The organism is Flavobacterium sp. UM26 (genome assembly GCF_057922445.1).
The window spans coordinates 114,077-129,283 of the sequence record NZ_JBVHCY010000009.1; the positions used below are offsets into that span (position 1 = coordinate 114,077).

At 35.4% G+C, this 15,207-nt stretch carries 13 protein-coding genes; 12 read left to right on the forward strand and 1 reads right to left on the reverse strand.

What is annotated here, in order from left to right:
• The first annotated feature begins 3 nt into the window (after nt 1-3).
• The 4 genes from ACZ1AQ_RS11735 (at nt 4) to ACZ1AQ_RS11750 (ending at nt 2,857) form a co-directional block, all read left to right on the forward strand.
• Nucleotides 4-615, forward strand: a complete 612-nt coding sequence (locus ACZ1AQ_RS11735) for a GNAT family N-acetyltransferase (RefSeq protein WP_489633077.1) — start codon at nt 4-6, stop codon at nt 613-615.
• The gene (locus ACZ1AQ_RS11740) at nt 599-1,189 is read left to right on the forward strand and encodes a sugar transferase (RefSeq protein WP_489633078.1); all 591 of its coding nucleotides are present in this window, start codon (nt 599-601) and stop codon (nt 1,187-1,189) included. Before ACZ1AQ_RS11735 ends, ACZ1AQ_RS11740 begins: the two co-directional genes overlap by 17 nt.
• Nucleotides 1,186-2,346, forward strand: a complete 1,161-nt coding sequence (locus ACZ1AQ_RS11745) for a DegT/DnrJ/EryC1/StrS family aminotransferase (RefSeq protein ID WP_489633079.1) — start codon at nt 1,186-1,188, stop codon at nt 2,344-2,346. The genes ACZ1AQ_RS11740 and ACZ1AQ_RS11745 overlap by 4 nt, the downstream gene beginning before the upstream one ends.
• A gap of 238 nt (nt 2,347-2,584) precedes the next feature.
• Complete coding sequence (locus ACZ1AQ_RS11750) at nt 2,585-2,857, forward strand: hypothetical protein (RefSeq protein ID WP_489633080.1); 273 nt, start codon at nt 2,585-2,587, stop codon at nt 2,855-2,857.
• Nucleotides 2,858-3,305: 448 nt separating this feature from the next.
• Here ACZ1AQ_RS11750 and ACZ1AQ_RS11755 read toward each other — a convergent pair whose 3' ends face one another.
• A complete protein-coding gene (locus ACZ1AQ_RS11755; protein ID WP_489633081.1) occupies nt 3,306-4,139 on the reverse strand; it encodes a hypothetical protein in 834 nt (277 codons plus the stop codon).
• 832 nt (nt 4,140-4,971) lie between these two features.
• On the opposite strand from ACZ1AQ_RS11755, the gene rfbC reads away from it, so the two are divergent.
• The 8 genes from rfbC to ACZ1AQ_RS11795 all read left to right on the forward strand — a co-directional run bounded on the left by rfbC (nt 4,972) and on the right by ACZ1AQ_RS11795 (nt 15,205).
• Nucleotides 4,972-5,520: a dTDP-4-dehydrorhamnose 3,5-epimerase gene (rfbC, locus tag ACZ1AQ_RS11760; RefSeq protein WP_489633082.1), complete on the forward strand. Its 549-nt coding sequence runs from the start codon at nt 4,972-4,974 to the stop codon at nt 5,518-5,520.
• Between the two features lie 792 nt (nt 5,521-6,312).
• A complete protein-coding gene (gene rfbD / locus ACZ1AQ_RS11765) occupies nt 6,313-7,167 on the forward strand; it encodes a dTDP-4-dehydrorhamnose reductase (protein WP_489633083.1) in 855 nt (284 codons plus the stop codon).
• A 99-nt stretch (nt 7,168-7,266) separates the two neighbouring features.
• Entirely contained in the window at nt 7,267-8,136 is an 870-nt protein-coding gene (gene rfbA, locus ACZ1AQ_RS11770) for a glucose-1-phosphate thymidylyltransferase RfbA (protein ID WP_489633084.1), read from the forward strand.
• A gap of 579 nt (nt 8,137-8,715) precedes the next feature.
• The gene (locus tag ACZ1AQ_RS11775) at nt 8,716-10,659 is read left to right on the forward strand and encodes a polysaccharide biosynthesis protein (protein ID WP_489633085.1); all 1,944 of its coding nucleotides are present in this window, start codon (nt 8,716-8,718) and stop codon (nt 10,657-10,659) included.
• Between the two features lie 855 nt (nt 10,660-11,514).
• Nucleotides 11,515-12,384 carry an ABC transporter permease gene (locus ACZ1AQ_RS11780; RefSeq protein WP_489633086.1) on the forward strand — a complete coding sequence of 290 codons (870 nt, stop codon included), beginning with the start codon at nt 11,515-11,517 and terminating at the stop codon, nt 12,382-12,384.
• 197 nt (nt 12,385-12,581) lie between these two features.
• The gene (locus ACZ1AQ_RS11785) at nt 12,582-12,956 is read left to right on the forward strand and encodes a four helix bundle protein (protein ID WP_489633087.1); all 375 of its coding nucleotides are present in this window, start codon (nt 12,582-12,584) and stop codon (nt 12,954-12,956) included.
• 103 nt (nt 12,957-13,059) lie between these two features.
• Nucleotides 13,060-14,349, forward strand: coding sequence for an ABC transporter ATP-binding protein (locus ACZ1AQ_RS11790; protein ID WP_489633088.1), 1,290 nt, complete (start codon nt 13,060-13,062; stop codon nt 14,347-14,349).
• A gap of 4 nt (nt 14,350-14,353) precedes the next feature.
• On the forward strand, nt 14,354-15,205 hold the full coding sequence (locus ACZ1AQ_RS11795; RefSeq protein WP_489633089.1) for a class I SAM-dependent methyltransferase: 852 nt from the start codon (nt 14,354-14,356) through the stop codon (nt 15,203-15,205).
• Nucleotides 15,206-15,207: the final 2 nt, after the last annotated feature.

The window sequence follows — 15,207 nt, forward strand, 5'->3', positions numbered from 1 at the left end:
CACATGGAAATAAGAGATTTAAATATCTCCGATGTGCCAAAGATTGTTGAAGTGCATGAAAAATCTTTTAAAGATTTTTTCTTAACATCGTTAGGCAAACGATTTCTTGCTACTTACTATAAGGCTTCTTTGAATAACACGACCAGTATTGGAATTGGGTTGTTTGATAGTGATGGTAATTTATATGGTTTTGCCACAGGTACAAGTCAATCAGCAAGTTTTCACAAAACACTTTTATTACAAAACACTTTTACTTTTTTTAAAAGTTTATTATTTGTTTCATTAAGTAGACCACAAATAATAATTAGGTTAGTAAAGAACTTAAATAAAAAGTCTAATAAAATTGATGATAAACAATATGCTGAGTTACTATCGATAGCTATATTGCCAAATATAAAAGGTTCAGGTTATGGAAAAGTTTTATTAGAAGAATTTGAAAAAAAAGTGAAAACTCATAGTGTACCAAAAATAGCTTTGACGACAGATTTCAATAATAATGATAGTGTAATAGGATTTTATAGCAAGTGTGGCTATAAAGTGTATTATGATTTCATTGCGTATCCCAACAGACATATGTATAAATTGATAAAAAACATTGATGAAACGAATAATTGATTTTTTGTTTTCTTTTCTTGGTTTAACTATTTTGATCATACCCTTTACACTGATTGCGCTCTTAATTAAAATTAAGATGCCAGGGCCAGTATTTTTTATGCAGTATAGAGTTGGTAAAGAGGGTAAATTATTTAAATTGTTTAAGTTTAGAACAATGAGTGTTGCTTCTGGTAAAACGAATGGAAGTTTTGATGCAGGTGATTCATCTCGGATTACTCCATTGGGTCGAATATTGCGTAAAACAAAAATTGATGAGCTGCCACAACTAATAAATGTTTTAATTGGAGAAATGTCTATAGTTGGACCTCGTCCTGAAGTTCTGGAATGGACACAAGTTTATCCTCATGAATGGAAAATTGTTCATAGTATTCGTCCTGGTATTACTGACAATGCATCTATAATGTATAGAAATGAAGAAGAAATACTAGCCAATTCACTAGATCCACAATTAACATATAAAGAAGTGATTTTGCCAAAAAAACTTAAAATGTATGTTGAATACGTTCAGAATCATTCAATTATGTTAGATGCTAAAATTATTTTTAATACAATTAAAGAAGTAATCATAAAATGAGTACAATAACAAAAATTCCATTTTCTAAAATTTTTATTGGAGAAAGTGAACGAAAATATTTGAATGAAGTATTAGACTCTGGTTGGTTAACTACCGCTGGGAAAACACTCGAGTTTGAAAAAAAATTTGCTGATTTTGTCGGAGTTAAATATGCTTGTGCAGTAAATTCATGCACCGCCGCATTGCATTTAGGAATTGATGCTCTTGGGATAAAAGCTGGAGATAAAGTACTTATTCCAAGTATGACATTTGCTGCAACTGGAGAAGTAGTACGATACATTGGAGCAGAAATAATTCCTATAGATACTGAGTATCGAACTAATTTAATCACACCAGAAATTCTAAAAAATGCGCTAGAAAAGCATGACAACATAAAATTATTAATTGTTGTTCATTATGGTGGTCAGGCTGCTCAAATGCAAGAAATAATTGATATTTGTAATCGTCATGGTATAAAGATTATGGAGGATGCTGCTCATGCATTTCCAACTCGTTATAACGGAAAAATGATTGGAACTTTTGGGGACATCACTTGTTTTAGTTTTTATGCGAATAAAACAATAACTACAGGCGAAGGTGGAATGTTGGTTACCAATGACGAAAATATATACAAAAGAGTAAAAACGATGCGTTTGCATGGTATTAACAGGGATATATGGGATCGCTTTACATCGAAAACCCCATCTTGGGAGTATGACGTAATTGATGCAGGGTACAAATACAATATGCCTGATTTAGCTGCTGCAATTGGTTTAGGCCAACTAGAAAAAGCTGAGTTGTTTAGGTCTGAGCGACAAAAAGCTGTAGAGTTTTATTACGAAAATTTGGTAAATCTACCTATGATAGATTTACCAATATGTAATGGGAAATTAGAAGATCATGCTTGGCATTTATTTCCAATTGTTTTGAATGAGAAGTGTACAATTTCAAGAAACGAGTTTATTGAAAAAATGTCGGAGCAAGGAATAGGTACTTCGGTTCATTACAAACCAATTCATCAATTAACTTATTATAAAGAGAGATATAATTTGGTAAAAGAAGATTATCCAAATGCTCAGTTAACTTGGATTGGAAATGTTTCTTTGCCATTGTATCCATATATGACTGTTGAGGAGCTACAATATGTTGTTGATGCTATTAAGAGAATACTCTTGTAATTTACTTGGAGTGAAAAAGTAATTTTAACAAATCTAAAGAAATACATTTTAATTGAATCATTATTCACAACCCCGTATAATAGAAGGGGGTATCCATACCGATCATAGAGGGCAAATTTCGTTTGTCAATGGGATGAAATTTGATGATATAGTTAGGTTTTATATTATTAGTAATTCTGAGGAACAGCTTTTGCGGGCGTGGCAAGGGCATAAAATAGATAACAAATATTTTTATTGTGTGCAAGGTGCGATTAGGGTGCATTTTGTAAAAGTGGATGATTGGGAATCCCCTTCGAAAGATCTGCCTGTGGGAAGTGTTTTGCTTTCGGCTAACGAAAGTAAAGTCCTGCACATTCCAGAGGGTTATGCTAATGCCATTGAGTCCATAGAATTGGGTTCTAAATTGATTTCATTTTCCACGTTACCACTGGAACGTACGGCTGAGGATGACGTGCGGTTTCCTTCGGAGATGTGGCCTATCGAATATGCTAATGGAAATTCCAAATTTTAGAATTCCAAATTCCAAAAAGGGGAACCGTGTAGAAGTAAGGTCACGAAGATTTTTTGGGAAACATAGAAGTCATCAAAGTTTTTTTTAAAACAAGTCTTTATGATCCTCAGAATGTATGAAGTGCATGTGATTAAATTTTATCTGTGAAAATCTGTGTAGGGATTTAACCGCAAGGTTCGCAAAGGGTTACGCAAAGAGCACAAAAGATAAATTCCAATCTAGAAATTCCAAATCCCAATTTAGAATACCATTAATGTAAACGTATAAATTCTAAATTTAAAAAATTCGTTGTATGGAATCCAAATTCCATAGGGTTTTACCACGATGTCGCAAGGGCGCGAAGTGTTGTGAAGGTAAAGCCACGAATGCTCTAATTATTTTGAAATGTTGATTTTATATTTGAAACCCTTTCAGAGTTTAAAACTCTGAAAGGGTTTTTTGTTGTGGGTTAGGCGAAGGAAAAAGGAGGGGCTAAGTTTTTGGTAGGAGTTTCGTTTGGGTCGGCTGTGGATTCGTCGGCTTGAGGGGGGAAATAGTGGTATCCGATGAGGGTAGCCGTGTTGTGTTTGCGGTGGAGCGGGATGTGTTTGCTACCGCATTGTTTGGAAAAGCCAATAAATACAAAAGTGAGGTGGAGGTCTTCTTCTGTAGGTGGAGCGACAGTTATGGTGATATCTTGTAAGGTATTGGTTTTTGGTAAAAATAGCGCTTCCCCATAATGCGTGGTGAAGTCTTGGGTGGCAATGTTCCAATTGGCCACTGCTAAATTGAAGGTGACATGGGTTGCTTCTTCTGGCCAATTGAGATCGGTTTCTACATTACAATTTGAATATTTAAAACAGTGTTTTTTTAGGTTCCATTTATTTGAAGGTATTACCAATGGAAGGGGGCGCAATTTGTTGCTTTCAAAGCCTAAAAGGAGTTCTTGAGCGTATTTGGATTTGATGCCTTCGGTCACCAAACGGAAGCCGCGACCATTTTTATGGTCTTCTTTTACGATGTTCAAAAAGAGGGCGTTGGTTCTTCCAGCATAACTGCCGTCTTTCGCGTTATTATTAAAGGCTTGAGTTAATCGACGAAATATTTTGGAAGTTTTAGAACAATAACCCATTTCTTGGCCTTGCATTTTTATGAGGTGATCGTTGGTTGCATTTCGGTTCTTTTTGGTTGTCTTAGTCAAATCTGCTTTTTTGCGAACGCGGTTGATTTTATCTTGATCGAGATAAAAGTTTAGGTCGTCTATCGTACCAGTGATTGCAAAGGGTGCTTTTACTATAGCCATACTTTTTTTGATGCAAGATATTGCATACTGTTTTTCGTTTCTTGATGGTTGTCATTTTTTGACACATAACGACATAAATGTCACAAATGGTTCGGTGCAAGCGATGTGGTTTGCCACGAATGCACGAATTAATTTTGAAAAGTTTGTGATGAGGGATTGTCGGTTATCGGTTAACTGGTTAACTGTTTAATTGTTTAAGGTTGTTTAAAGGTTTAATTGGTTAATCGGTTACTTGGTTAACTGGTTAATCGGTTAATTGTTTAAAATTGTTTAAAATTGTTTAAAATTGTTTAAAATTGTTTAAAATTGTTTAAAGGTTTAATTGGTTAATCGGTTACTTGTGAGGTTGTTTAAAATAGTTTGAAAGTTTAATAGTTTTGCAACGAAGGGCGCAAAGGATTACGAAAGGTTCGCTAGCATATAGTCTAATTTAATAAATTCAAACTATACGTAACCAATCTTCGATTACGGTTATCACTCCCCTCTAGAGAGGGGCTGGGGTTGTGTTTTGAAGTAAGATCCTGTGAGTTTTCGTTTTACCCCAACCCTAAAGGGAGCCGAAAATAAGAAATTCCAAATTTCAAAAATCAATTTTATAACTTTTGGTCATCGTTACTTTTTCTACCCTTTAAGGTAGGGGGAAAGAAAGAGGAACTGTCAGCTTTCTGCTTGCGCTTCTAGTGACACTCATCAAGTTATCATTTTTAATGCTAAGAAACCCGTTAGCTAAGTAATCAAATCAACAGTTAAACGTTAATCGATTAACCATTTAACCCATTAGCCGAATAACCATTTAACTTTCCCATCTAAAATAAAAATATAAATTTGCAGCATGAATAAAGAAGAAACATTTATTAAAGATTTAGTAGTCCTAACTCCCGACCTCTTTGAAGACGAGAGAGGGTATTTTTTTGAAGGCTACAATAAAAACAAGTTCAATGCACTTGGCATCGACATCGAATTTGTGCAAGACAATCAATCCTTTTCCCAAAAAGGGACTTTGCGCGGCTTGCATTATCAAAATCCTCCTTATGCACAAACCAAATTGGTTCGCGTACTACAAGGGGAAATTGTGGATGTAACTGTAGATTTGCGAAAAGATTCCCCGACCTATGGACAGCATTTTGCAATTAGATTAAGTGCAGAAAATAAAAAACAATTGCTAGTGCCCCAAGGGTTTGCTCATGGGTTTTCTGTTGTGAGTGACACAGCGGTAGTGTTGTATAAATGCGATCAGTTTTATAATAAAGCCAGTGAGGGTGGGATTCGTTTTGATGATCCTACGTTAAATATTGACTGGGGAATGGATTTGAAGGATGCTATTGTCTCTGAAAAAGATGCGGTGTTGCCGAGTTTTGAAGGGTGTAATAGTCAGTTTTAATTGAAAAGTTGTCGGTTTTCGGTTGTCAGTTTTCAGTTGTGAGTTATGAGTTATGGGGTGGTTATAGTATTGTAATTTAACCGCAAAGCTCGCAAAGGGTTACGCGAGGTTCGCAAAGATTGCTTAACGGGTTAATCGGTTGTCAGTTATCTGTTATCGGTTGTGAGTTATCAGTTGTGAGTTATCAGTTTTGAGTTATCAGTTGTGAGTTATCTGTTATCGGGTTGTGAGTTATCAGTTATGAGTTGTGAGTTATGGGGTGGTTACAGTATTGTAATTTAACCGCAAAGCTCGCAAAGGGTTACGCGAGGTTCGCAAAGATTGCTTAACAGGTTAGTCGGTTATCTGTTATCGGTTGTGAGTTGTGAGTTATCGGTTGTGAGTTATCAGTTGTCAGTTGAGAGTTATCTGTTATCGGTTATGAGTTGTGGGGTGGTTACAGTGTTGTAATTTAACCGGAAAGTTTTAAAGGGTTACGCGAGGTGCGCAAAGATTGTTTTAAAGGTTAATCGTTTAATCGGTTAAGTGTTTAATCGATTATACTTTGTAGTTAGGTAGAGGATGATTGCTTAAAATGATTTAAAATGGTTTAATTGGTTACCTGCTTAATCGGTGACTTGTTTGAGGTTGTTTAAAGGTTTGATGATTTAACCGCAAGGTTCGTAAAGTTTTGTTGTTAAGTCTACTTGTTTGAATGGAAGGTTATACAGAGTACCTGACTTACTTCGTCTTTTATTACAGGGTACTGCTTAGCGTCAAGCACCAAGCACCACAAACTACTAAAAAAAATATATGAAAAAAATACTAGTTACGGGAACGAATGGACAATTGGGGTCTGAATTAAGGGTTTTGTCTCAAAGGTATACTCAATTTGAGTGGGTTTTTACAGACAGAGGAGAGTTGGATTTGTGTGATTTAGATCGCTTGGCAACTGAATTATCTAGAATACAACCTCATTATGTCATTAATTGTGCAGCGCATACTGCTGTAGATCGGGCAGAATCTGAATTGGAACTGGCCGATGTATTGAATCATCAAGCGGTAGCGGTGCTTGCGAAATGGAGTGCCAAAAACGATTGTAAGTTGATTCATATTTCTACTGATTATGTGTTTGATGGAGCCGCTGCCACACCTTTGACAGAATCGGCCCCGACGGCTCCGATTAACGTCTATGGACAAACGAAACTGGCAGGCGAGTTGGCTTGTGCTCAGGATTGCCCAAGCAGTATCATTATCAGAACTTCTTGGGTGTATTCGAGTTTTGGGGCTAATTTTGTAAAGACCATGTCGAAGTTGATGCAAGAACGCGATACGTTGCAAGTGGTTAATGATCAAATCGGAAGCCCAACTTATGCGGCTGACTTGGCACAAGCCATTATGACTATTATTACCCATCCTACATGGCAAGCAGGTATCTATCATTTTTCTAATGAAGGAGAAATCAGTTGGTATGAATTTGCCTTAGCTATTCAAGAAATTGGAGGATTTGATTGTAACGTAAGCGGTATTCCTACTTCGTCCTATCCGACTCCAGCGCAACGACCACAATATTCTTTATTGGATAAAAATAAAATTAAGACTACTTTTGGAGTGATTGTACCGGATTATAAGGAGAGTCTAGAGCTTTGTATGAGGCTGTTGCAATAGTTTTCGGTTATCAGTTGTCAGTTATCAGTTATCAGTTATCAGTTTTCGGTTATCAGTTGTCTTAATACTTAATACATAGTAATTAATACTAAAACAAAAATGAAAGGAATAATACTAGCCGGTGGATCCGGTACCCGTTTGCATCCCTTAACTCTTGCGATGAGCAAGCAAATGATGCCCGTTTATGACAAGCCCATGATATATTATCCCTTGTCTACCTTGATGTTAGCAGGTATTCATGAAATATTGATTATCTCTACGCCGCACGATTTACCTAATTTTAAAAAATTATTGGGTGATGGGAGTCAGATTGGCTGCCAATTCAGTTATGCTGAGCAAGCAATTCCTAATGGCTTGGCCCAAGCTTTTGTTATTGGCGAAGATTTTATTGGCAACGACTCGGTGGCCTTGGTTTTGGGGGATAACATTTTCTTTGGAGCTAATATGTATGAATTGTTGCAATCTAATACCAACCCTGAGGGAGGAGTAGTATTTGCATATCATGTTTCAGATCCAGAGCGCTACGGGGTGGTTGAGTTTGATCAAAACCAAAAAGCTCTTTCTATTGAAGAAAAACCGCTGGAGCCCAAATCAAACTATGCCGTTCCTGGTTTGTATTTCTATGATAATTCGGTAGTCGAAATTGCTAAAAACATACCACCTAGTGCTAGAGGAGAGTATGAAATTACCGATGTGAATAAAGTTTATTTGGCTCAAGGCAAACTTAAGGTAGGTATACTCAGTAGAGGAACTGCTTGGTTGGACACAGGAACGTTTAATAGTTTGATGCAAGCGGGTCAGTTTGTTCAGGTTTTGGAAGAGCGCCAGGGATTAAAAGTAGGTTGCATTGAAGAAATTGCATGGCGACAAGGGTTTATCTCTGATACCGAATTAAAGGCGATCGCTGAACCCTTGCGTAAGTCTGGTTATGGAGATTACTTATTGGGCTTGTTGAAGCAGAGCCGTTAATGGGTTAATTGGTTAATCGGTTAACTGGTTAATCGTTTAATCGTTTAATGGGTTAACTGTTTAATTGGTTAACTGTTTAATTGGTTAACTGGTTGCTGTTTGATTTTTTGTTGGTTAAAGGTTAACTGTTTAACTGGTTAATGTTTAATTGGTTTATCGTTTAATGGTTTTGCTTGCTAGAAGTAATCTTTTGGTTGAAAGACCAATTAAAAGGAAAGGTAAACAACTCTGATTCCTAATTGCTCGTTAAAATCATAGATAAAAGTAAATCAACACAGCAAAAACTACAATATCACTTTCTGAAACTGAAAAGCTTTGTCCATAATAAAAGGGCTATTTTTCTTTTTCTAAACAGAACTATGCTTTCTATGTTTCTCCTCTGTGGAAAAAAAACAATTGCACTCAACGAATAATGATTGTAAATTCAGTTCAACAATCAATCAGTTATACAATTAATAGATTTTAACGCTTAACCAGTTAACCAATTACTCTACCGGTAGGATATATTAACATTTTTCTTGTCCATGCTTTCCCAATAATTTGTATTTTTGTTTACATTAATTTTAAAGAAATCGCATTTTGAGTACGACTACGCAGAATTTTTTTTCAAGAGCGAATCTGAAGTTTAGCATTCATAACCTGAGTTATTTGCCTCGATGGATTATCGTGGTGATGGACACCATGGTACTTAATGTGTCTTTCTTTTTTACAGTGCTCATTTTTAAGGGGACAGGTTTAGAGTATATTGTTACGCCACATTATCTAGTTTACATCAGTTTGTTGATGGGCGTGAATGTGTTTTTCTTTTGGTTATTTCGTACTTATTCAGGTATTATTCGGCATTCTTCGTATATCGACGCTGTCAAACTGTTGTTTTCTCAAATGGCAGTATTGGTGGTTTTTTTAATTGCTAATTTCTTTTATGAAATCAGTACCGGCGAAAAAGCGATATTGAACACTGCGTTGTTTATTAATATTGTGCTTTCTTTTTGTGGTTTGTTCTTGTATCGTGTGGTAGTCAAACAAACTTTCGAATTGTATTTTTCGGATAAAGGCACTAATAAATTAATCCGAACTATTATTTACGGTACGGATGCCAATGCTATTTCTGTAGCGAATGCTTTAAAATTTGAAACTCCTACTCGCTTTAAAATAGTGGGGTTTGTGGATAAGAATAATTTGAATTCCAATAAACGTATGTTGGATTTGCCTATTTTGGTACAAAAAAAGAAATTGCCAACGTTGATGCGTTCTGTTGGGGCAGAAGCTATTATCATTGCAGACAAATCTCTTACAAAAGACCAACAATTATTGATTGTAGATAAGTGTTTGGAGTACAACTATAGAGTATATACCGTACCATTGATTTCGAATTGGGAAAATCAAAAAGAGATTTCTGATAAAGTAAAGAACATACAAATCGAAGATTTGCTAGAACGTAATCCGATTATTTTGGATAATAGAACCATTTCTAAAGATTTGAAAGATAAGACGATTATGATTACTGGTGCGGCAGGTTCTATTGGAAGTGAAATTGTTCGTCAAGTCATTCAGTTTAAACCTTATTCGATTATCTTGGTGGATCAAGCGGAGACTCCTTTGCACCAATTAACACTAGAATTAGGCGCTATTACCACCGATGCACAATTGCATAGTGTTATTGCTGATGTTCGTAATAGAGAGGTTATGAAACGTATTTTCAAGGAGCATCAACCTCAAGTAGTCTACCATGCCGCGGCCTATAAGCATGTTCCACTGATGGAAGATAACCCAGCACAGGCCATTCAAACCAATGTGGAGGGAACCAAGAATGTCGCTGATTTGGCTTGTGAATACAAAGCGAAAAAGTTTGTCATGGTGTCTACAGACAAAGCGGTGAATCCTAGTAATGTAATGGGAGCAAGTAAGCGAATTGCAGAGAAATATGTGCAATCCTTACAGTTGAGAAGTATTAAAGAAAATCAAGGGAAGGGTACTAAATTTATTACTACTCGTTTTGGAAATGTGTTGGGTTCTAATGGTTCTGTAGTGCCTTTATTTACGAAGCAAATTGCAGCTGGGGGGCCTGTAACCATTACGCATCAGGATATTATTCGCTATTTTATGACCATACCCGAAGCTTGTCAGTTGGTTTTAGAAGCAGGTTCTATGGGAAAGGGAGGTGAAATCTATATATTTGATATGGGCAAACCCGTGAAAATTATTGATTTGGCTCGTAAAATGATTAAGTTGGCAGGGTTTATTCCAGATAAAGATATTCCAATAAAGATTGTGGGCTTACGTCCCGGAGAAAAACTATATGAGGAATTGCTGAATGACACTTCTAAGACAATTCCTACTTATCATGAAAAGATTATGATTGCTGAGGAAATTCAAGATGAGTTTGAGAATTTGCATATTGAAATAGAAGAACTTATTGGTATGTCACCTTTCTTTGGTAATGAGGATATAGTAGCAAAAATGAAAAAGATAGTCCCTGAGTTTAAGAGCATGAATTCTACCTATCAGTTTTTGGATAATTAAATGGTTAATTGGTTAATCGTTTATAGTTTATAGTTTATAGTTTGTTGTTTATAGTTTGTTGTTTATAGTTTGTAGTTTGTAGTTTATAGTTTGTAGTTTGTAGTTTAATTAGTTAGCTGTTTACTTGTTAAAAGTTTATCGGTTAATGTTTAAATATTAATTGGTGATAGGTTATGCGTTTTGTTTTAACCACTAAGTGCAGGAAGTCGGCACGAAGTTTACTATAAAACACTATCACTATTTTACATAAATACAACCCTTTCAGCGCCTTGTGCTTTGAAAGGGTTTCTTTTTGATTTCAATTCTAAAGAATACCGAAAAAGGGAAAATGTAGTAGTTGGTATTTGTCCTTCCAAAAGTTGAACCGCAAGGTTTGCCTGAACCTATATGTTTAGGTTGACAAGGCCTCTTAACTGTACTTCGACTTCGCTTAGCATAAACTACTCGCGCTGACAGTTAAAGTTAGAATGTAGTGGTTAAAAGGAGCTATAATGGCTTAATCCATACTTCAAAAATGATTTGAATTTGGAGGCGTTGAATCTTCGATTTCAAGAGGTGAATTCGATGGTGCTAAAGTAGTGGCTTCGTTTTCATGATTAGTAGGGTATTTTTATATTAAACCCAATACTCTATACGATCAGCAATCGGTTTCGCTCCTTTTTATTTTCTTTAGATTCGATGCAAAGACAACTTAGGTTTTTAAACCTTGAACTACTTATCACTAAAAGTGTCTGGTCGAGGGCAGTCGAGAAGCTATAATTCATTACTTGGATTGAAAGATTATAACTATCTTTGTCGTAAACAAATGTAAAAATCGGTTGTTACTGATTTTTTGCTTTAGCTTTTGTACCCAAAATGAATACCACACCTACCCAAAACGAAGATTGGTTGTTTGAAATAACACCCAAGAATTCCTTTTTTTCACTTCCTCTGAAAGAAGTCTGGCAGTACCGTGATTTGTTGTTCCTGTTTGTGAAGCGGGATATTGTTACAGTCTATAAGCAAACTGTTTTAGGACCATTATGGTATTTGATTCAGCCCTTATTTACTTCGATTACTTTTACCATTATTTTTAATTCCGTTGCTGGAATCGAAACAGGAGTTGTTCCTCCTTTTTTATTCAATATGGCTGGGATTACCGTTTGGAATTATTTTACGGCCTGTCTGAACGGTACCTCGGATACCTTTAGAGCTAATGCGGCTATATTTGGAAAAGTGTATTTTCCTAGAATCATCACTCCAATTTCGATCGTAGTTTCCAATTTAATAAAGTTGGGGATTCAGGTTTTTATTTTTCTAGTTTTTTATGCCTATTTTTATGTTCAAGGAGCCGAAGTAGGTTTTCATTGGTCGGCAGTTTTTTTTCCATTCTTAGTCTTACTTATGGGTATTCTAGGTTTAGGGCTAGGCATGATTATCTCATCTTTGGTTACTAAATACAGAGATTTTACGCATCTTATTGGTTTTGGAGTGCAGTTGTTGATGTATTTATCGGCAGTGATGTACCCTTTAGCGCTTATAGAAGAGAAATTACCCAAGTACGGATGGTTAGTTCATTACAATCCATTGGCCTATATCATTGAAACATCACGATATATGTTGTTGAATGTGGGGACTTTGTCTGTAAAAGGGGTACTGTTTACTTTTGTAGTTACGATGCTCATTTTCTTGCTGGGTCTGCTTGTTTTTAATCGAACTGAGAAAAGTTTTATTGATACGGTGTAGGGTTGTGGGGTCTGAGTTGTGGGTTGTGAGTTTTGAGTTGTGGGTTATGAGTTGTGAGTTATGAGTTTTGAGCTCTCAGTTGTGGGTTGTGGGTTGTGTGTTATGAGTTCTCGGTTCTCAGTTTTCAGTTGTGGGTTGGGAGTTGTGTGTTATTGGTTTTGAGTTATGAGTTTAGTTTTACTTAAATAAACATTGTTATGAGTGATTTTAAAAGCTATAAAGATTTAGATATTTACACAATAAGTTTGGATTTATTTTTAAAAGTACATCCAAAAACTTTACAACTTCCTAAATATGAATTGTATGAGTTAGGGAGTCAACTTAGACGTTCTTCAGATAGTGTTGTTTCTAATATCGTTGAAGGTTATGGCAGGAGGAGGTACAAAGCTGATTTTATTCGTTTTTTGGTTTTTTTACATTCGAGTTGTATAGAAACTATTGGACATATCTATAAAGTAACCGTGTTGTATCCTAATTTGAAAGCTGAATTTGATCCCTTTATTCAGACGTATGAAAACTTGGGAGGTAAGATTTTTAACTTTTTGAGTTATGTAGAAAAGAATTGGAAGTAGAAATAGTTGTGAGTTGTCTGTTATGAGTTATGAGAAATGAATAATTAATATCTACAACTCAACCCATAACACACAACTGAGAACTCACAACCCACAACAAAAAATGAAAGACATTATCCTAAAAGCCGAAAACATCTCCAAGCAATACCGTTTAGGTACCGTTGGGACGGGTACACTCAGTCACGACTTGAACCGTTGGTGGCATAAGATACGTGGCAAAGAAGATCCTTATTTGAGAATTGGAGAAACTAATGACCGAACCACAAAAGGCACTTCCGACTATGTTTGGGCCTTGCAAGACATTAATTTTGAGGTACAACGAGGCGAAGTGCTGGGAATCATAGGAAAGAACGGCGCTGGTAAGTCGACTTTGCTGAAGATATTATCCAAATTAACTGCACCCACCACGGGGAGTATTAAATCGAAAGGCCGTATCGCCTCTTTATTGGAAGTAGGCACGGGTTTTAATGGCGAACTCACTGGTCGCGAGAATGTCTACCTGAACGGCGCCATTTTGGGCATGACCAAAAAAGAAATCACCTCCAAGTTAGACGAAATCATTGCTTTTTCGGGTTGTGAGCGTTATATCGATACCCCCGTAAAGCGCTACAGTAGCGGAATGACCGTGCGTTTGGCCTTTGCCGTAGCCGCGTTCCTAGAACCGGAAATCTTAGTAATCGATGAGGTCTTAGCCGTTGGCGACGCCGAATTCCAAAAGAAAGCCATCGGTAAAATGCAAGACATCTCCAAAGGCGAAGGAAGAACGGTCTTGTTTGTGAGTCATAATATGGCGGCGGTGAAGAGTTTGTGCACTAGGGGGATAGTGATGGAGCAGGGGAGAGTGGTTTTTGATGGAGGGATTGAGGAGAGTATTGAAAACTATTTAGAAAATGAAGATTCAACAGCACATCGAATTTGGACCAAGGATGATAAAAATAGACCTAAATCTGATTTTCTTAAAATGATTGAGGTCAAAGTTTTAAATTCTAAAAGAGAAATCTCAATTAATCATAGTATTTATCATAGTGTGTGTGTTGAATTTGTTTATGAAATAGTTAAAGAGGGGGAGATTTTTACTCATGGCTTTAATTTGTTTAATGTTGAAAATATTCATATTTTAAGTTCTCATGATAAAGAATCCTCTACATTAAAAAAACCATTAGGAATTGGGATACATAGAAAATCAGTAATAATACCAGGGAATTTATTGTCAGAAGGAAGTTACTCATGTAGTTTTGCTATTATGAGATACAGTCCATTTCATATAGAGTTTCACGAGATGGACATTGTTAGTTTTAATATTATTGATGAATTTGGCGATAAAACTGTAAGAGGTAATTATTCTGGACATTACCCAGGATTAATTAGACCTGAATTAGAATGGAAAAATTAAAATGATGAAAAAAATATCAACAGGAGAACGATTAGAATTTTATGATTTTTCGGATGTAACAGTGGAACATCTACATCGTTATGCTATAGCAAATGAATTAGTTAGAGATAAAGTGGTTCTTGATATTGCTTCTGGTGAAGGCTATGGGTCATTTATTTTATCTAAGTATGCATCCAAGGTTATAGGAGTTGATATTGATAAAGAAACAGTTTTTAATGCACAAAAAAAATATTTAAGTAATAACTTAAATTATATACTTGGCTCAGCAGATAACATTCCAGTGGATTCTAATTCTGTTGATGTTGTGGTGAGTTTTGAAACAATAGAACATCATGATCAACATGATGAAATGTTTTTCGAAATAAAAAGAGTTTTGAAGTCTGATGGGATTTTAATTATGTCTTCTCCAGATAAAAAATATTATTCTGATATTCCGAAATTTCAGAATAAATTTCATGTCAAAGAACTTTATTTTGAAGAATTTAAAGATATGGTAAATAAAAATTTTAAGTTTTCTAATTTTCTTTTTCAAAAAGCTTTTAATTTTAATTCTTTTATTTCAAATGAAGATTTATTCTTTAAAATGGAAGTTTTTACTGGAGATTATAATTTAGTTAAGAAGGATGTACTTGAACCTCTTTATAATATTGCTATTGCTTCAAATGAAAGATTGATATCGGTTAAACCATCCTTGTTTAATGGTAAAAAAATATCTGATTTTCAATTAGCTAATATTTTGAGTGTAAAAAAAACTTTTTATGAAGGAAAAATCTATGATACAAATTCGTATAAAGTTGGAAATTTTTTATTAGCACCTTTTTTCTTCTTTAAAAAGTTGATTAAAAGAATAAAGTAAGC